The organism is Halomicronema sp. CCY15110 (genome assembly GCF_016888165.1).
In the GTDB taxonomy this organism is placed as follows: domain Bacteria; phylum Cyanobacteriota; class Cyanobacteriia; order Phormidesmidales; family Phormidesmidaceae; genus Halomicronema.
Map to the genome: position 1 here is coordinate 15,006 of NZ_JACSWC010000238.1, position 18,785 is coordinate 33,790.

Annotated in this window: 19 protein-coding genes; 6 read left to right on the forward strand and 13 right to left on the reverse strand. The window is 55.0% G+C overall.

Annotation, left to right across the window (positions count from 1 at the left end):
- Positions 1–18: 18 nt before the first annotated feature.
- From JUK32_RS08790 to JUK32_RS08800, 3 genes are all read left to right on the forward strand, one after another.
- Positions 19–951, forward strand: a complete 933-nt coding sequence (locus JUK32_RS08790) for a DMT family transporter (protein ID WP_204138481.1) — start codon at positions 19–21, stop codon at positions 949–951.
- Positions 952–1,063: 112 nt separating this feature from the next.
- Positions 1,064–1,846, forward strand: a complete 783-nt coding sequence (locus JUK32_RS08795; protein ID WP_204138482.1) for a hypothetical protein — start codon at positions 1,064–1,066, stop codon at positions 1,844–1,846.
- Between the two features lie 148 nt (positions 1,847–1,994).
- Positions 1,995–3,386: an L-serine ammonia-lyase gene (locus JUK32_RS08800; RefSeq protein WP_204138483.1), complete on the forward strand. Its 1,392-nt coding sequence runs from the start codon at positions 1,995–1,997 to the stop codon at positions 3,384–3,386.
- A gap of 63 nt (positions 3,387–3,449) precedes the next feature.
- On the opposite strand, the gene JUK32_RS08805 is transcribed toward JUK32_RS08800, so the two are convergent.
- The 10 genes from JUK32_RS08805 to JUK32_RS08850 all read right to left on the reverse strand — a co-directional run bounded on the left by JUK32_RS08805 (position 3,450) and on the right by JUK32_RS08850 (position 10,596).
- Positions 3,450–4,415, reverse strand: a complete 966-nt coding sequence (locus JUK32_RS08805) for a bestrophin family protein (protein WP_204138484.1) — start codon at positions 4,413–4,415, stop codon at positions 3,450–3,452.
- A 137-nt stretch (positions 4,416–4,552) separates the two neighbouring features.
- Positions 4,553–4,900 (reverse strand): ribulose bisphosphate carboxylase small subunit, encoded by a 348-nt coding sequence (locus JUK32_RS08810; RefSeq protein ID WP_204138485.1) that lies wholly within the window; start codon positions 4,898–4,900, stop codon positions 4,553–4,555.
- Between the two features lie 98 nt (positions 4,901–4,998).
- Complete coding sequence (locus JUK32_RS08815) at positions 4,999–5,415, reverse strand: chaperonin family protein RbcX (protein ID WP_204138486.1); 417 nt, start codon at positions 5,413–5,415, stop codon at positions 4,999–5,001.
- A gap of 23 nt (positions 5,416–5,438) precedes the next feature.
- Positions 5,439–5,600, reverse strand: a complete 162-nt coding sequence (locus JUK32_RS08820) for a hypothetical protein (RefSeq protein ID WP_204138487.1) — start codon at positions 5,598–5,600, stop codon at positions 5,439–5,441.
- Between the two features lie 6 nt (positions 5,601–5,606).
- Positions 5,607–7,037, reverse strand: coding sequence for a form I ribulose bisphosphate carboxylase large subunit (locus JUK32_RS08825; protein WP_204138488.1), 1,431 nt, complete (start codon positions 7,035–7,037; stop codon positions 5,607–5,609).
- 716 nt (positions 7,038–7,753) lie between these two features.
- Positions 7,754–8,251, reverse strand: coding sequence for a transposase (locus tag JUK32_RS08830; RefSeq protein ID WP_204138489.1), 498 nt, complete (start codon positions 8,249–8,251; stop codon positions 7,754–7,756).
- A gap of 251 nt (positions 8,252–8,502) precedes the next feature.
- Positions 8,503–9,444 (reverse strand): GUN4 domain-containing protein, encoded by a 942-nt coding sequence (locus tag JUK32_RS08835; protein WP_204138490.1) that lies wholly within the window; start codon positions 9,442–9,444, stop codon positions 8,503–8,505.
- 34 nt (positions 9,445–9,478) lie between these two features.
- A complete protein-coding gene (locus JUK32_RS08840; RefSeq protein WP_204138491.1) occupies positions 9,479–9,697 on the reverse strand; it encodes a DUF2283 domain-containing protein in 219 nt (72 codons plus the stop codon).
- Complete coding sequence (locus tag JUK32_RS08845; protein WP_204138492.1) at positions 9,682–9,993, reverse strand: DUF4258 domain-containing protein; 312 nt, start codon at positions 9,991–9,993, stop codon at positions 9,682–9,684. Before JUK32_RS08845 ends, JUK32_RS08840 begins: the two co-directional genes overlap by 16 nt.
- A gap of 105 nt (positions 9,994–10,098) precedes the next feature.
- A complete protein-coding gene (locus JUK32_RS08850; RefSeq protein WP_204138493.1) occupies positions 10,099–10,596 on the reverse strand; it encodes a hypothetical protein in 498 nt (165 codons plus the stop codon).
- A gap of 155 nt (positions 10,597–10,751) precedes the next feature.
- Here JUK32_RS08850 and JUK32_RS08855 point away from each other — a divergent pair, with 155 nt between their 5' ends.
- Together JUK32_RS08855 and JUK32_RS08860 are read left to right on the forward strand one after the other, a co-directional pair.
- Positions 10,752–11,012 carry a DUF6737 family protein gene (locus tag JUK32_RS08855; RefSeq protein WP_204138494.1) on the forward strand — a complete coding sequence of 87 codons (261 nt, stop codon included), beginning with the start codon at positions 10,752–10,754 and terminating at the stop codon, positions 11,010–11,012.
- Positions 11,013–11,178: 166 nt separating this feature from the next.
- Entirely contained in the window at positions 11,179–12,534 is a 1,356-nt protein-coding gene (locus tag JUK32_RS08860) for an acetamidase/formamidase family protein (protein WP_239112469.1), read from the forward strand.
- 166 nt (positions 12,535–12,700) lie between these two features.
- On the opposite strand, the gene JUK32_RS08865 is transcribed toward JUK32_RS08860, so the two are convergent.
- The 3 genes from JUK32_RS08865 to JUK32_RS08875 are packed head-to-tail and all read right to left on the reverse strand — an operon-like array spanning position 12,701 to position 15,494.
- Positions 12,701–13,057: a thermonuclease family protein gene (locus JUK32_RS08865; RefSeq protein WP_204138496.1), complete on the reverse strand. Its 357-nt coding sequence runs from the start codon at positions 13,055–13,057 to the stop codon at positions 12,701–12,703.
- Positions 13,058–13,071: 14 nt separating this feature from the next.
- Positions 13,072–14,832 (reverse strand): VWA domain-containing protein, encoded by a 1,761-nt coding sequence (locus JUK32_RS08870; protein WP_204138497.1) that lies wholly within the window; start codon positions 14,830–14,832, stop codon positions 13,072–13,074.
- A 5-nt stretch (positions 14,833–14,837) separates the two neighbouring features.
- Positions 14,838–15,494, reverse strand: a complete 657-nt coding sequence (locus tag JUK32_RS08875; RefSeq protein WP_204138498.1) for a hypothetical protein — start codon at positions 15,492–15,494, stop codon at positions 14,838–14,840.
- A 395-nt stretch (positions 15,495–15,889) separates the two neighbouring features.
- Here JUK32_RS08875 and JUK32_RS08880 point away from each other — a divergent pair, with 395 nt between their 5' ends.
- Complete coding sequence (locus tag JUK32_RS08880) at positions 15,890–17,521, forward strand: 2-isopropylmalate synthase (protein WP_204138499.1); 1,632 nt, start codon at positions 15,890–15,892, stop codon at positions 17,519–17,521.
- The last annotated feature ends 1,264 nt before the right edge of the window (positions 17,522–18,785 follow it).

The window sequence follows — 18,785 nt, forward strand, 5'->3', positions numbered from 1 at the left end:
TCTAATGAGGTATTCGGTATGCCTGTTATCGGACTCGAACTCATGTTTGTCTTGTTGTGGAGTTCTGGCTTCATTGGTGCCAAGTATGGACTGCCCTATGCGGGGCCGTTTACTCTACTGCTGATTCGATATTGCATTGTGGCGGGGCTGTTGGGGGCCTGGCTATGCATTCACAGCGATTTTAAGTTTGTTAATCGGGCCGCGATCGCGCGCGCGGCCATCATTGGGGTGCTGGCCCATGCCGTGTGGCTCAGTGCCGCCCTGGGCGGAATTGCCCTGGGTGTTTCACCGTGGATTGTGGCGCTGATTACGGCTTTGCAGCCGATGTTAACCAGCGTTTTGTCTGGCCCAATTTTGGGAGAGCGGATCTCACCCGTGCAGTGGTGGGGCACCTGTATCGGACTCGTCGGCGTGGTGGTGGTCGTCATCACCAAACTGGACGGGGCCGCTGATGTGTCGCCTTGGGGCTATGTGTTGCCCTTTGTGGCCGCAGCCAGCATGACTGTATCGACGCTCTATCAGCGCCACCTCAACGGTAACCATGCCATCCGGTTGCCAATTCTCAACAGTTTGTTTGTGCAATCGGTCACGAGTGCGATCTTCCTATGTCCCCTGGCGGTAATGATTGAAGGCGTGGAAGTGCAGTGGACTGGGCAGTTTATCTTTGCCTTAGCATGGCTGGTGATCATGCTATCGATTGGCTCTTATGGACTGATGCTGAAACTGCTGGAACATCGCACCGCTGCCCGGGTAGCAAGTTTGATGTATCTGACCCCGCCCACGACCCTAATACTGGGCTCGCTTTTGTTTGGGGACAGCATTACGTGGATTGATGCGCTTGGGCTGGTGATTGCGGCGATCGGCGTGACCCTGGTGTATCAGAGCACGATCAACTTGAAGCGGCGCATGCCCAGAGCAGATCCCAGACGTTACCTCAGCATGAAGCCTTAGGACAGAAGTTTTGAGTTCATAGTCTTGAATTTTGAATGTCTGCTCAACTCAGAACTCAGAACTCAAAATTGAGCATTCGGATTTATTGCAGTCCCAGATGTGAGCCAGCGCTATGCAGTTTTCGATGGAAGTGACGCCGAAGGTGGATGTGTCAGAGTTGCCGAAGACGGTGCGGGAGGTGTCGATTACGTATCTGCCGGGGGTGGACTATCGGGATGTGGTGGCGCAGGCGATGCGGTTGCGGCAGTTGGGCTTTGAGCCGATCGCCCACGTTCCCGTCCGAAGCATTGGCGATCGCCCCCACCTCGCCAATTATCTCGCCGCGCTCAAAACCGAAGCCGACATTCGCCAAGTGCTGCTCATCGGCGGCAGCCCCGATCGCCCCCTCGGCCCCTTCACCTCAACGCTGGATTTGCTGGAAACGGGACTCTTCGATGGGCTGCGGGTGGGGGTTGCCGGACATCCGGAGGGCATGCCCGTCCTGAATGAGCGAGAATGCGATCGCCTGCTTGCCCTGAAAAACCAGTACGCCCGTGACACGGGTACGGAGATGTTCGTGATGACCCAGTGGTCGCTTGATGTGCCAACCATTCACCGCTGGCTCGATCGCATCGAAGCTTTCAATACGCTGCCCATTTACCTCGGTATTCCTGGCCCAACGACGCCCGCGATGTTACTGAAGTTTGCCAAACTCTGCGGCGTCAAAACCAGTTTGCTAGGGTTGCGAAATCAGTCGGGTCGCCTCGGCAAATTGCTCACCGTGCAAACGCCGGATTACCTGGTGGATGGCCTCGTCGGACGGATCGATCATTTCCACGTCTACACGTTTGGGGGAGTGCAGCGATCGCGCGACTGGCTCGTCACCCGCCAATCCGACATCGCCATCCCGGCGTAACCCGCCAGATTTCCCATCAACATCTCGTAGGGGCGAGGCATTTTGTGAACATCGTGATTTGCCAATCCGAAACGTTACAACCAAAATGCCTCGCCCCTACAACCCCAACCACCCTGTACGGGCGCACGGCCGTGCGCCCCTACCTACCATGTCCACCAGCGTTTTCGACATCTTTAAAATTGGCATCGGCCCCTCTAGTTCTCACACTGTCGGCCCGATGAAAGCGGCCCAGCAATTTGCTCAAGGACTGGCTGATGATGGGCTACTGAAGCAAGTCAGACGTATTCAGATTGACTTACATGGATCGCTGGGGGCAACGGGACGGGGACATGGGAGCGATCGCGCCGTCCTCCTGGGTCTGGAAGGTGAATCTCCCGAATCCGTCAATACCGACATGGTGGAGGGTTACCTGCATCGGGTACGCGAAACGGGCTCCATCTGGCTGCTGCGCCAAACTGCCGTTCCCTTTGATGAAAAAAACGACCTGCATTTTCACTGGAAACCCTTGCCGTTTCACCCCAATGGGATGGTGTTCACCGCCTTCGACAGTTTGGGGGCGATGCTGCGATCGCGCACCTACTATTCCATCGGCGGCGGCTTCGTGGTGGATGAAAACGCCGCCAGCATCGATCGCCTCCTGCTTCACCGATCGCCCGTCCCCTATCCCTTCACCACGGCGGCGCAACTACTGGACTATTGCCAAAAAGACGGCATTGCCATCAGCGATTTGATGCTGCGAAACGAGCTGGTGTGGCGATCGGAGGCGGACATTCGAGCGGAACTGCTGCGCATTTGGCGGGTGATGCAGGACTGTGTTTCACGGGGCTGTCATACTGACGGCATTCTCCCCGGTGGCCTGAAAGTGAAGCGGCGGGCAGCCGATCTGTATCGTCACCTGAAGGAGCGATCGGACTTTTCTCTAGCGGACCCGCTCACCATCATGGACTGGGTAAATGTCTATGCCATGGCGGTGAATGAAGAAAATGCCGCTGGGGGAAGGATTGTGACAGCCCCGACTAATGGCGCAGCGGGCATCATTCCGGCGGTGCTGCATTACTACCATCGCTTTTGCCACGGAGCTGGTGACGATGGCATTGTCCGGTTTTTGTTGACCGCTGGGGCGATCGCCATCCTGTATAAAGAAAACGCCTCCATCTCTGGAGCGGATGTGGGCTGTCAGGGGGAAGTAGGCGTTGCTTGCTCCATGGCGGCAGGAGCCCTGGCCGCAGTGCTCGGCGGCACCCCCGCCCAAGTGGAGAACGCGGCGGAAATTGGTATGGAGCACAACCTGGGCCTCACCTGTGACCCCGTGGGGGGATTGGTGCAAGTGCCCTGCATTGAACGCAATGCCATGGGGGCCATCAAAGCGATCAATGCGTCCCGCATGGCGCTGAGAGGCAACGGTGAGCACTGTGTTCATCTCGATAAAGTGATCAAAACCATGCGCGACACCGGCCGCGACATGCACGAAAAGTACAAGGAGACCTCTCGTGGGGGCCTCGCGCTGAATGTGGCGACCGTTAACGTGATCGAGTGTTAGCGCCCCACTGGCGATCGCTCAAGTTCAACCCCAAATTTTCACTGCGGCCTCGGCAAGTTTTACTTAACCTTGAGTTGAGGCTGGCGCGACTGGGGAGACGGGCTCATGCCAGCGACAGTTGTCGGGCTTCAGGGTAATTAGATCTTCAATGTTGCGCTGCATTGTGTCGCAAATAGCATCCAAGGGCAGGTCGTTGGTGTCGTACCCAAAGGGATTTTCGATTTCGATGCCGATTTGCTCAATGCCAAAAACGGCAAAGCTAATGATGCCAGCCGCGATCGCTGTCCACCATCCCAACCCACTCACCATTTGCAACGGTAGGGCCAGGCAATAAAGCAGCAGCAGTTGTTTCAGATGAATCGCGTAAGCCAGCGGAATTGGGGTCTTAAGAATGCGCTCACAGCCGCCCAAGACATTGACTAAAGCATCGACCTGACCCAGCAGCGCCGAGAGTTGAATGGCATTGAGCCGCCCCTGGTTAAAGCAAGCCTGCAGATAATCCGCAATCCAAAACGCAATCTCTAATGGCGGATGCTGCATGGTTTGCAGTTTGGCCAGTTCTTCAGAGGTCACTACAGCAGCAAAGCTGTCATCCAACGGTGCGCCGCGCAGATGCTGTTTGGTCGCTCTCGCAAAGGCCACGAGCAAATGTAAATGGTGGATTTTGGCGTCGCAGTCGCTGGACTCATTTTCTTGCACAGCCACCCAAATCTGGCGGGCAAGATTGCGATTGGTGTTGACCAGCTGGCCCCAGAGTTTGCGCCCTTCCCAAAAGCGCTCATAGGCCGTGTTGGTGCGAAAGACCAACAGCAGACCTAACACGATACTGGGCACAACGTTGCCCAAACTGCTGAAGGAAACCGGAGCCCCCAATTGGTATAGGTAGGTAATGAATAGGCCAAACCCAGCGCAGAGCAGCGATCGCGGCCAAACCGCTGGCACCACCGAGCCCCGCCACTGAAACAGTACCCGAAACCAGGGACGATGCTGGAGAACGCTGGCAATGGGAGAAGGAACGGGCGATCGCATACATCATCGCAATGACACTGACCACACTATAGCGATCGCTGGAGTCATCGTCAGTGCGGCTTGGCGCAGTCAAAGACAATAAAAAAGGGGCAAGACTGCCCCCTTTTACTCATCAGACCTATTCGGCCCAGCTCACTCTAGTAGCGGTAGCTGTTGCTGCTAGCACCGGGCTTATGCACGATAAAGCTGGTGATTTGGCACTGCTTCACGTTGTCAAAGCCCACCACGCGAACATAGCAGTCGGGGTACTCAGAGCGGCAAGCCTGAACTTCACTCAGGACTTCTTGGGTGCTCGATGCGTTGAACATCGGCAACTTCCACATCGTCCAGTAATAGGTCTCGGGGTTGGAGTCTTCGTTAAACTCCACCGCCGGGAAATAGCCCATCTTGAGAATGTACGCAATCTGACGCTCGATTTGGGCATCAGTCAACGGCGGCAGGTACGAAAGGGTTTCGTAACGACGCTCTTTAGGCAGAGTTTTCATGATTTCTCGTTAGATTAACTAATTGACAATCGGCCAGAGCCGACCAGGTTCACAAAGCAGAATGGGTTGATGTTGAAGCATCACTGCCACAACTCGCACTACTCAGCCGCAGACTCCGAATCAGCCGCAGATTCTTGAGGCAAATCGATGTCCTCGTCGGCTGTGTGCTGCGCCGAGCCTAACTGAGTAAGGCGCTCTAAATGCTGGCGACGGTATTCCATATTGGCTTGCTGGATGCCGGTCAAGACCATCTCTGGCAAAAACTCGCAGATTTCTTCTGCAATGGTTTGCCGGACCGTCATGATCCGGATGGCAAATTCCGGCCTTTCCTGCAAGAGGGCATTCAGATAAGCTTCCCCATCTTGTAATGCTTCTTTGGAAGAAAACGAATTAAGCCAATAGGCATGGGCCGGGTTAGTTTCCCTCAGTTGATTCAGCACTGTCTTCACAGCCTGAAACGTGAGATAGCTAGTGAGCACCTGGGCGGCGTCTTTAGCTGACTTCTTGAGGTCCATCAGAGGTTTCCGAACGGTTGACATTAACCCCGCCACTGGGCGGTTGGTAGCCCTGAATCTAAGCTCGAAACTTCTTTGGTTTCGGTAGCTGATGCAGCAATCTCACGGGTTTCTGTGAATTTGCTGCCATCGATTCCAGCAACCAACGCGCCCTGCCCCGTCACCGCGACACCGAAGTGCCGCATCGCGGTTTAGAGAGTGTCAACAGTGTCGAACTCGAACTTGATTTCCTTCCACAGTTCGCAAGCGGCGGCCAGTTCCGGCGACCACTTACAAGCTTCGCGGATGATGTCGCCACCTTCGCGAGCCAGGTTGCGGCCTTCGTTACGGGCTTGGACACAAGCTTCGAGAGCCACGCGGTTAGCAGTTGCACCAGGCGCGTTGCCCCAGGGGTGACCCAAGGTACCCCCACCAAACTGGAGGACGGAGTCGTCGCCGAAGATTTCCACCAGGGCGGGCATGTGCCACACGTGGATACCACCGGAAGCTACCGCCATCACGCCACCCATGGAGGCCCAGTCTTGGGTGAAGTAAACGCCGCGAGACTTGTCTTGCTCAACGTAGTTTTCGCGCAGCAGGTCAACAAAGCCCAGGGTGCCCGCGCGATCGCCTTCCAACTTACCCACAACGGTACCGGTGTGAATGTGGTCACCCCCGGACATCCGCAGGCACTTAGCCAACACGCGGAAGTGGATACCGTGGTTCTTTTGACGGTCAATCACGGCGTGCATGGCGCGGTGGATGTGTAGTAACACACCGTTGTCACGACACCAGTGCGCCAACGTCGTGTTCGCGGTGAAACCACCGGTCAAGAAGTCGTGCATGACGATGGGCATGCCGAGTTCTTTGGCGTACTCGGCCCGCTTCAGCATCTCTTCGCAGGTGGCGGCAGTCACGTTGAGGTAGTGACCCTTGATTTCGCCAGTTTCCGCTTGGGACTTGTGAATGGCATCAGCCACAAACAAGAAGCGATCGCGCCAGCGCTGGAAGGGCTGAGAGTTGATGTTCTCGTCGTCTTTGGTGAAGTCCAAACCGCCGCGCAGACATTCGTAAACGGCGCGACCGTAGTTCTTGGCCGACAGACCCAACTTGGGCTTAATGGTACAGCCGAGCAGCGGACGACCATACTTGTTCAAGCGATCGCGCTCTACCTGGATACCGTGGGGCGGGCCTTGGAAAGTCTTCAAATAAGCGACGGGAATGCGCAAATCTTCTAGACGGAGGGCACGTAACGCCTTGAAACCAAACACGTTACCGACCAAAGAGGTCAGCAAGTTGGTCACCGACCCTTCCTCAAATAGATCGAGAGGATAGGCAACATAACAAATATATTGATTATCTTCGCCGGGAACGGGCTCGATATCGTAGCAACGACCCTTGTAGCGATCCATATCGGTCAACAGGTCAGTCCACACGGTCGTCCAAGTACCGGTAGAAGATTCTGCTGCAACCGCTGCGGCGCATTCTTCGGGGGGTACACCTGGCTGGGGCGTCATCCGGAACGCGGCCAAGATGTCCGTATCTTTAGGGGTGTAATCGGGGGTGTAATAAGTAAGCTTATAATCCTTAACCCCGGCGCTGTAACCAGCTTTCGACTGAGTCGTCGTCTGTGAGTAAGACATATCTCCCTTCCTGTGAGGTTCGTAAAGACACCACGCAATCCCTCGCTGCCAAACAACGGGGACGCCTCAATAAGCTGCCATGGGTTGAAGATGCAAATCTTGCTCCAAGGCAGGTGGCAGTGGGTAATTAGCACTCCAGCGGCCCAGCGGCGTAATCTGCCTCGGTCGGGCTCCAGTACTGGATTTCGGGAGTCCTGCAATTCCCTATGCTCTTTAGAATACTATCAGCGTTCCGATAAGCCTTATTTTGGAAGATCTGTATAGATTCATAAATAAATATTATGTGATGCCATCACACAATCTTGCGGGATGTCTCACGATGTAAATCCGGGCTGTGCTGCAGCGATCTCGGTCCTTCGCAAAGATTTTTCATTGCAGGAACGATAACGCCAGTGCCCTCTAACTCCGGCGTTTTTTCCACGATGTCTTAAGCCTGTTGTAGCGATCGGTTAAATCACCGTAGGGTGCGTTGCCGAAGGTAAACGCACCGCATAGTTGAATCACCGTAGGGTGCGTTGCCGCAGTAAACGCACCATTTGGAGAATCCACCGTAGGGTGCGTTGCCGAAGGTAAACGCACCGCATACAGTTAAATCCCCGTAGGGTGCGTTGCCGAAGGTAAACGCACCGCATACAGTTGAATCCCCGTCGGGTGCGTTGCCGCAGGTAAACGCACCATTTGGAGAATCCACCGCATGAAACCGATTTGCCCTCCATTTACGGATAACGCCCCGCCGCCAACCACCGATGCACACTCGAAAACGGCCAATCCGTCGGCATCTCACATAATTGATGCCGCACCGGATTCTCATGAATATAGCGACAGTGATTCGCAAAATCCCGGTCATCGCGAATCACATGCTCCCAAAACCGTCGTTGCCACAACGCCCGCTCTCGCCGCTTTCGACGCGATGCCGAAAGCTCAACCGTCGCCTCCAAATCCGCCCCGTAGTGTCTGGTGACATAGGTTTTGATCAGACGCAGACGCGTAGAGATATCGCTGTCGTCCGTTGGCAACGTCATCAAGCAATGAAAGTGGTCGGGCAGCAGCACAAACGCATCAAGCTGAAATGGACGAGTTTGCCGCACTTGAGAAATGGCAGTGCGCAAAGCATGGCGGGCCACATCGCCACACAGCCAGGGATGCCGCTGGTAGGTGACTTGCGTAATGAAGTAAGTGCCGCCAGCAATGTGAGGTCGGCGGTAATTGGGCATGGCTGCTGGGTCGTATCGTTACCCTTGAGAATGCCCGTTTATCGAAGGGTATGGAGCGCTGTGCAAATAATTGGAACGAGTGCGTTTGCTTTTGGCAACGCACCCTACACCCTGAAATTGCGGCCTTGCAATTTACCGATTCGACGTGACTCAGGTGCCAGGTAACAGATCGCCGAAACACCCAGTTTTCCGTGTGGAGGGGGTCTGAAATAATTCTTTTGGATCGGACTGTAATGCTTATTTGCTACAGTTTACAAGTCTGGATGCGAGAGAAGATACACCACCCACCCCCCAACCCATCTACACCCCCACCCCCCCACCGGAAATTCTCCGGCGGGTGAAAAATCAGGGTTGGCTTTTAGCTCGTCGTAGTCCAAGTATCGGGATGCAGTTTCATCTTGCCAGCCCACCTTAACGCAAAACTGATCCCAGTCTTTGCCGCTGCTGGTAGGGCTACCGCACTCGATCCAAATATCTTTTTGCACGCTAAAGCCAAACTTGCCGCCGCTGTGCAACTTCCACAGTGCGTCAATCGTTTTTAGGTCAGCACAGGGAAAGGTCTGCAACTCTTCAAGTCGAATCCAATCGTTTTCGGGTCGTCCGACTGCTTCTAGCATTCGATGCCAAGTTTCGAGGTCAGCCTCTCGCCATTTTTTCGCTTTTAGCAGCCGTTGCAGTTCTCGATAATCAACCCCCTTGTCCGACTTCAACTCAATTTCAGTCGTTTTGGCCGACATTTTAACTGATGGTCTGGGCACAGGCGAGATTTTTTCCTCGACTACCGTTTGCACCGGCAGCGACTCAGCCACTGTCGGCGGCGTCGAAAAATAGCCGCGCACCGTGTCAAAAAAGCGAGCGGGTGGCAGTTGGCCGCCGATCACATCCACCGACTGAATGGCCGCCACCGATAGCCAGCGTCGCCCTTCTAGCAATAAGGGAAAAATCGGCTTTTTCAACTCTAAGGCCAGGCTCAGCTCACACTGCACCCAGTGAGAGTCTTCCGATCGCGGCGACATCACCACCAAAAACACCGAGCACTGCTCCAGATGATCTTGAATCACCCTCGGCCAGGTGGTGCCGTAGTCGATACTGTCATCAATCCACACGGGCAAGCGATGCGACTGTAGCGCCTGCACCAAGGTGCTGACGTAGGCCTGGTCTTGCCGACTGTAGCTAATAAAAATAAAACTCATGCTGTCGTCAAGCTACCTGGTACCGCTTGCAGTCTCATGCGATGTTTTCAGCCATGAGTTGGGCATAAAGCGGTTTGTCTTTGGCCAATTGGCTCACGTTTAGAACCGAAAAGCCGAGGATGTTGCCCTGCGGATCGACGCGCTCCATGATGGCGTCATTATCCGTCTCGCGCATAAATCCGGCGGCATCAGAAAACAGGACTTCCAAGAAGTCCGCTTCTGCATCAAACCAAATTTTTACGGATTGGGCCATATTTGTGCTCCCGGTTTGAGTTTGTCAGTGAGGTAAGCGGTGATGACAAAGGCATCTGCTTCCAGATATTTCACCACGACACAGAGCCACTTGTCGCCCACCAAAGTCGCGCGTTGATAAAGATAGTAAAGGGAGACCGTCTGGTCAGTACGAGATTGCCTCACCACTGCTGGATGCAGCAGCACGGCTGGAATCGCTGCTTCCATGTTAACCATTTCGGGATGCTGGAGAATATGCGTCAACCGTTCATCAGTTAGCCGAATCTGGCGACCTTGATAATCAACAAACCGTTGCATAGTGACAAAGCCCTGGGGTTAACTAACCCACCGACCAAAGATGAAGTCTCTCAGCAATTTTATGATCACCGTTGCCATGCCTAACTCCGGTGTTGTGCGGGATGTTTACTCTTGCACGCCGGAGATGACCGCCAGGGCATGGGCGTAGGTGGCGAGTTCTTGCCGCAGCTTTTCTAGCTCTGCTCGGATGGCGGGTTCCTCAGCCCAGGCTTTTTCGTGTTCCTGCGGACTCAGTCCCCCGGTATTTTGCGCTTCCCAGGCTTGCAGGCGGGGGTGCCATGCCGACATAAACGGACGCAACCCCTGGTTGAGCACCGCGATCGCAATGCCCCCCACCGATTCCCGCGAGGCTCCGACCTGCGGGCCAGCCTGGCGTAAGATGTCGCGGGTGGTGCCAAACAACGTGTAAAGCGAACTCAAGGCTTCGCGCACGGTGCCCTGTTCACTATCCAAAGACTGCACGGCGATGCGGGTGACCAACTCGATGTAGAGTTCCCAGGCGGCATTTTGCTCTGTGGGGTCGGCTTCCCAGGTGGCTCCCCCCATGCCAAAGGGCAAGTTCACCGACACGGATTTTAAGATGGCGGGCGGATCTTTAGGCATAGGTCAGTGGAAGACTGTTTTCAAAAAACTAGAACGACGAGTTCGCGGTGACTGTATTCGTCACATTTTTGAGCGGATGATTGATTCAAGTTTAATATCGTCTGCCCAGGGTGATGAGGTGACTACAATGACGGTGCAGTGCGATCGCAACTCTTATGCCTGAATCAGCAAAACCGTCCGTGTGGGATTACAAACCCTGGTGGTGCCAGCCCTGGTCAATTTTGTTGACGGGTGTCAGCATCATCGGCGGCAGTTGGCTGCTGTTTCATCGCTATTGGGTGACGGGCATTGTCGCCGTACCGATTTTGGCCTGGATGGGCTTCTTTTTGCTGGTCTATCCCCGCTTAATGGCAGAAGCGGAGGCGTTGCCCGAGCCACCTGACCTGCCCACGCCCGAAAATCTGCCTAAACTCTGAACTGCGCCGAATCTAGGCACGCTAATGGCTAAGCCGCGGGCCAGTATTTTCTCAGCAGTTTGTTTTGATAAATACAACGCAGTGAGTCAACCCCTCCTACAGTCTCTTGTGTGATTAGAAGCACATTTACTCGGCTGAGTCAGGAGCAATCAATATGGTGTGGGGAATGAGTCGAAAGGGGCGCTTTGCCCTGATGAGTTTGGGGGCGACGGCGCTGCTGCTGGCGATCGCCAGCTTTAGTAACGGGGCCGGATTGGGGCAGCGGGCGATCGCGCAAACCACTGCCGATCATTATCTAGCGGCGACTGCCGATACCGTGCACTGGGGTTATTTCAGTCAAGATTTAGCACCGGAGTTAGTGATTGACTCAGGTGAGACGGTCACCGTCGAGACCCTGACCCACCACGCCAACGATGACGCCTCGCTGATGGTGACGGGTGATCCAGGTGCAGAAAGCGTTTATGCGTGGACGGAAGATGGCAAAGGGGTTGACCGTCGCGGTGCCGGATCGATCGACCCCGAGGTCTACACCGTCGGCGCGGGCGAAGGGGCAGGTGTCCATATCTTGACTGGCCCGATTTATGTCAATGGGGCCGAACCGGGGGATGTCCTGGAAGTCGAAATTCTCGATGTGGCACCGCGTCCCAGCGCCAATCCCGATTATGCAGGCCGCACCTTTGGTAGCAACGCCGCCGCCTGGTGGGGCTTCCACTACAACGACATGCTGGAAGAGGCGCGGGAAGTCATCACCATTTACGAACTCGACTCCACGGGCGAAGAAGACTACGCCACCGCCCTCTACAACTTTCAGTGGACGCCGCAAACCGACCCCTACGGTGTCGTCCACGAAATCATGGATTATCCTGGTGTGCCTGTCGATCACGACACCGTGGAAGAAAACTACGAAGTGCTCGAAGGCGTGACCGTGCCCATTCGCCCCCACTTCGGCGTAATTGGCCTCGCTCCCGCCGAGGCTGACATCGTGGACTCGGTGCCGCCCAGCTACTTTGGCGGCAATATCGACAACTGGCGCATCGGCCAAGGGGCCACGATGTACTATCCCATCGCGGTTGAGGGGGCCTTACTCTCAATGGGCGATCCCCATGCCGCGCAGGGCGATTCGGAGTTGGCGGGGACGGCGATCGAAACTTCCCTGACGGGGACTTTTCGCGTCACCGTTCACAAGCAAGACGAGTTGCCCGATACCGTCCTCGAAGACCTCTACTATCCCCTGTTAGAGACCGAGGATGAATATATCGTCCACGGTTTCAGCTATCCCAATTACTTGGCTGACTTAGGTGAGACCGCCCAGCAAGACATCTATGCCAACTCTTCCATTGATAAAGCCATGCGCGATGCCTTTCGCAAGATGCGTCATTTTCTGATGACCACTCAGGGCTTGACGGAAGATGAAGCGGTGTCGCTGATGTCCGTAGCAGCCGACTTTGGCATCACTCAGGTGGTCGATGGCAACTGGGGCGTTCACGGCATCATCAAAAAAGAGGTGCTGCCCACCGCTTGAGCCCTGTTGCCCTGACAAGAGACTCGCTAGGGGACGGTTCCTTGATGGTAAGCCCAGGACTCATCGCTTTGCCATCAGGGAACCGTCCCCTTAACGGTTCGCGGTCAGTTTGATGATCCGCATCCATGCCTCCAAGCAGAGTTATGGATGCGTTTTTAGTGAGTCCTTATTCTAGATAAGGCGCGGCCAATCCTTCGGTCAGGAGTTCTTGATTGAGGTTGCGCCACTGGTCGTCAACGCGATAATGCACCGTCCCCAAGAGGCGGCCATATTTGCCCGTGGTGTCTTTGTGAGTCTCGATGATGAGGCGGTCAGCCTGACGCAGGCGCTGCTCGACGATATCCCGCACGATTAAGCCCTGCTCTCGTTCAACGCCCCGCAGTTCTGGGGTGTCGATGCCGTAGAGGCGGATGGGTTTGTTGAGCTGCCAGATATTGAAACCGAGTGAGAGATCGACGCGGATGGTGTCGCCGTCATACACCGAGGCTAACCGCGCTTCGTAGTGGTAAAGAAAGTCATCCATACAGTTGAACTAGGCTACAGATTGGTTTGGAAGAGATCCTTGAGCAAGTCTTGGACGTTGTCGGTGGTGCCGGTTTTGACGGTGGATTCGCGGAGGGCGGCGATCGCCGCTAACTCACCCTCATTCACATCCCCATACGCAATGGGATACACCCGAATGCCGCTGAAACTAATCAGCTCTTCGACATCGTTGAAGCTATAGCCGCGATTCGCTTCGCCATCGGTCAACAAAAGTAGATAGAACCGCCCCTCCGGGTCAGCCTGCCGCTGTTTCATCAGTTCGCCCATACCCATTAACATGGCGTCGTACATCGCCGTGCTGCCATCCGCGCGCAAATTATCGACAGCGGCGAGCAGGCGCTGATGCTGGAGTTGATCAAACGGTGCGAGGGGCAGGCGGTAAACGGCGCGATCGCCAAAGGTAATCAAACCCACTTGGTTGCCCGCGTTGATCACCGAACTCGCCACCTGCAAGCCTTCCTGCACGGCGCTGAGGGGTTCCCCTTCCATCGAACCGCTCGTATCCACCACGGTCATCAGGTAGACGGTGCGGCCCCCATCTTTTAGCGCTTTCCAGTAAGTTTGGGCAGCGGTTAGTACCTCACCAGAAGGAATCGGCGGGGCTTGTCCACTTTCTAAATACGGCGTCGGCTCAAAGCCCTGTTGCGCCGCTAGCGCCTGCATCTCGCTCGACAGTGCAAACTCGCCAAAGCTTTGCAGGGCCTCGGCCTGGGCGGCAGAGTTCCAATCAAAGCCGACCAGGGGATTGTTGTGGGGAATGCCAAAGGGCACGAACTGCACATTCTCAAAGCCGGGCAGCTGTACCAAGCTCTGGTAGTTCTGATATTCCAGCGGAAAGGCCTGTAACTTGTCGGGATCGCGGATAAAGATTTCTTGTAAGTCCAGGGTCGTGGTGGTCGTAATCAAGACCTGCTCTTGGAAGGCACTGAAGACGGAATTGACCTCTGGAGATTCCAAGTTGGCGACGGTTAAGGCCCCGCCCTCAGGCAGACCCGCCGATCGCCAAAACAAGCTATACAACAGGTTTAGGGCAGTCGAACTGGTGTAGGGATTGGGATAGCCCGCCGTCAACTGCCCCGAAATCATCGCGTCGAGCACTTGGGCAAAGGTGACCTCACCCCCGCCGAGGGCCGCGTAAGCCTCGCCTTGCAGCACCAGGCCAGCGGTATTGGGCACCAGTCGAGGTTGCACCGCCGGGGTGTTGACGCCCTCACTGTTGATCATCTGCACCCACAGGTCGTTAGAGGGGGAATATCCCGCTGGCTGCACGGTACCTGCCGCTAACAACCGCGCCGCCGTCCCAGACGGAATCTGGCGAATGCCCACCTGAATGGGTTGCCCCCCGCTGGTCGTTACCCCCTGCTGGTTAAAGGCTTCGGCCACTTCCACCAGCCAGCGTTCGTTTTGTTTGTCAACGTTCGCCTTTTCGGAAGAGCTGAAAATTTCCAGATATACGGTCTGCTCATCGTTGGGCGGTTGCGCCGCGTAAAGGGGGAAATCAGCGATCGCGGGCAGGGGGTCGCTAATCGTATCGGTGCTGTAGCGACTAGCCACGGCATCCGGCACAAACTCTTCGGTTCGGTCGATGCGGGGCAGCACCGTTTCCAGCAAGGCCGTTTCGGCCTCGGCCTCGGAACTCACGGAGGGAATGCCCCCACCGCCAAAACAGCCCCACAAGAGCGTCAGGCACAGTCCGGTGAGCAAGCTCAACACAAATGAGCGCTTGAGTGTGGCAAACAATCGAGAAATCAGCATACGGGTTACGTGGGGTCGTCAGTAGCGGTTTGCAGGGTCGTTTTATTGGCTTCAATAATCAATTGCAGGCGGTCAGGGAGGGCCACATTTGCCTTCGCGTCGGCAGAGAGTTGGGCCAGCACAATCTGATCCCGTAGGGACTGGAGCTGATGGTGAGTTTCTTGCAGGCGATCGCAGCTCGTCTCTAATTGCTGTTGCGTCAGGGTGCGGTATTGCTCAGTTTGCACTTGCTCCAGCGCCACGCTGCTGCCAGCGATATTAGCGGCGAGTCCTTCCACGGTGTACAGCGCTTCCAACAAGTCGGGAATCAGGGTCGAGTCCCGGTCGGCAATTTCCGCTGCGGCTGCTTGCCCTTCGCTGGCCCACTGATAGGCATCAGTCCAGGGACCTTGGGGCGCAAGGGTGGGAAATTTGGCCGCGATCGCATCCAGATGTTCCAACATGACGGTGCGGTTGAGCAGGTTGCCCGTGGTGTTGAGGCGATCGCCTCGAAATTGGCTAAACCAGGCCCCCAACATACCGACGACAATGATGGCCCCGACCCCCAGACTGATGAGCTGGAAGCCCGCAAAAACGATGAGTGCCAAATATCCCAGAATGGCCCCGACTAACAAGAAGGTGGTCTGGGGATATCGAAATGCGCTACGCCAGCGAATGCTCATGCGATCCAATCGGGAATTCGGGAATTGCTGGTCTGATCATACCTATGACTTTGACCCGCGATCGATTTCTTTACGCGCGGTGACGGGTCTAGCCCCATTGATGACGCGCCCTAGCTGATGAAATGATTGCGGGGCCTCCAAGCTTTTCGGACTGAATGGAGGGCGCACTCTGGCGTGTCCGATGTGCATGGGACTGGCGAATGTAGCCTGTATCAACGATCACGACATCACGATAAGTTGATGACTCGTGTAGTGAATGTGCCGGTTCGTCATTTCTCCACCAAAGTCAGCAAATCTCTAAAATAAGGGTTTAGCGATCGCCCATACTTCTGAAGCAGGAGATTAGAATAGTGCGTGTTGCTACAAATTTTGTCGTTTATTGCTTGTGAATACCGATGAGTAACCAACCCCAGCCTGACCGCATCTTGATCTTTGACACCACCCTGCGCGACGGCGAGCAGTCTCCCGGCGCGACGCTGAACGTGGATGAAAAGCTTACGATCGCGCGGCAGCTGGCACGACTGGGGGTGGACATCATCGAAGCCGGTTTTCCGTTTGCGAGTCCGGGTGACTTTGAAGCGGTGAACAAAATTGCCGCTCAGGTCGGTACTGAAGACGGCCCGACGATCTGTGGTTTAGCGCGGGCGACCAAGGGCGATATCGAGACGGCGGGACGGGCGATCGCTCCGGCAGCCAAAGGTCGTATTCACACCTTCATCGCCACATCCGACATTCACATGCAGTACAAGCTGCGTAAAACCCGCGAAGAAGTGCTCGCCATTACGGCAGAAATGGTGGCCTACGCCAAGACGTTCACTGACGATATCGAGTTCTCGCCGGAAGATGCGGGGCGTTCTGACCCCGAGTTTATGTATCGGGTGTTGGAAACCGCGATCGCGGCGGGGGCCACCACCATCAACATTCCCGACACCGTGGGCTACCTGACCCCGTCTGAATTTGGCGGTTTGATCCGGGGCATTCGTGAACATGTGCCCAACGTTGACCAAGCGATCATTTCCGTCCACGGTCACAACGATTTGGGTCTGGCTGTCGCCAACTTCCTCGAAGCGGTGAAAAATGGCGCTCGACAGCTCGAATGCACCATCAACGGCATTGGCGAGCGGGCCGGCAACGCCGCGCTGGAAGAATTGGTGATGGCCATGCACGTGCGTCGCAGCTTCTACAATCCCTTCCTTGGCCGTCCCGCCGAGTCGGAAGCGCCGCTCACCAACATCAACACTACGGAGATTTATCCCACCTCTCGCCTCGTCTCCAACCTAACGGGCATGTTTGTGCAGCCGAATAAGGCGATCGTCGGGGCCAATGCCTTTGCCCACGAGTCCGGCATCCACCAAGACGGAGTGCTGAAGAATAAGCTCACCTACGAAATCATGGATGCGGAGTCCATCGGTCTCAATAAAAACCAAATCGTCCTGGGCAAGCACTCGGGCCGCAATGCCTTCCGCACTCGGTTGAAAGAGTTGGGCCACGAACTTAGCGATCAGGAACTCAATCGCGCCTTTCTCCGCTTTAAGGATTTGGCCGACAAGAAAAAGGTCGTCACGGACTGGGACATTGTGGCGCTAGTGAATGACGAAACCCAGCAGGCTCCTGAACATTTCCATATCGAACTGGTACAGGTTTCCTGTGGCAACCATGCTTGCCCCACCGCCACCGTGACCCTGCGCACTCCTGAAGGTCAGGAACTGACGGATGCGGCCACGGGGACTGGCCCGGTGGATGCGGTCTATCGCGCCGTCAATCGCGTCGTCAATATTCCCAATGAGCTCATTGAGTTCTCGGTACAGTCGGTGACTGCGGGCATTGATGCGATCGGTGAGGTGACCATTCGCATTCGTCATGAAGAGCGCGTCTTTTCGGGGCATTCCGCGAACACCGACATCGTTGTGGCCTCGACCCAAGCCTACTTGAATGCGCTCAATCGCCTTTACACCAGCATTCAGGACGGCAAAACCATTCATCCCCAAAAAGATGAAATGGCGACGGCAGCGACAGCACGTATTTAGTCACCGCTGAGAACGGTTTCCGTATTTCTCTCGCCATGGGAAGGCAACGATTCTGTTGTCTTCCCTTTTTGGGTTTAGCAGCTTAAGGGGATCAATCCCTTATCCTCAACCCTTTGCCCCGAGCATCAGAAAGCCGGGAATATCAACACAGAGCGGCATCCCGCCGGGTAAGCAGAGCGGCCACGAAACTTATGCCATTGGGTGCTGCTTCCTGACAACGACATTGCCCGGCCACTAAAGGTGCAAGGCTACGTTTGTTTAGGGGCACCCATTCATCTATGTGCTCACCCTAAACTATTGGTAAATCCACTTTGCACATCTGCCCGCAAATACCGATAATTCTTGCTCACCTAAATATAGGTGAAATATTTGAAAAGACAACAACATCCAGAACAGTCTCGCCGAAGAATCTCCTAGTATTAATTGAGCCTTTATAGAGCTGTCTTGATTGCTGCATCGGTGACTTCTCGCCCTTCTATATCTAAGACTTCACTCCCATACTACGGACTAGAGGAGACATCAAAAACCTAATTGAATGCTTTTGTCATACATGAATTTTTAGTCGTTAAATCGATAATAAAGACCCTATTTAAAGGAAAGCAAACGGAAATTCAAAATCGAAGATTGCCGCCTCTTACTTGTTAAAATAAAAGCGAAACGCATATTTGAGGATCAGGCAAGCCTTTATGAGCGATCGCCGCCTCAGGTTTTCGCCCATAGTCAGATCTGTGCCGTAGGGTTGCTCGAGAGCCTTGGCGCAATTCGAGACGCCTGGAATGGTTCACACTTAAGCGAATCAACACCATGATCTGGGCTCAATGACCGACAAATTTGCCTATTACCGCGCCGCTAAACGCGATAGGGCTTGCCCACCGTGGTATATCGGCATGATTGATCTTTGAAGCGCTGTGACTTAGATTCACCAAACTGTAGATCAAAACATCGCAACGCACTCATCACCAAACTTGAAAGCCTACAGGTCAGGGAAAGTTGACGAGACCTAGATGTGTAGAATTAGCGTAGCCGCAGGGTATAACAGGAATATTTCTTAGTGTTCAGAGCAACTGAACCTTTCTTAAGCGTAGTGAAGGACATCGCGTTTATGCGAAATGAAGATATCCAGCGATTTTTTGTCTGCCGCTGGCTTTGGGAATACTGTGGATCCCTGGGACAGCACACTCAAGATGGCCCTTAGTGGTGCAGAAAAGTCCTGAGAGTATTGATGTAGCTAGATTCTCAGATTGAGAAGGGGAGCCATCTGTGA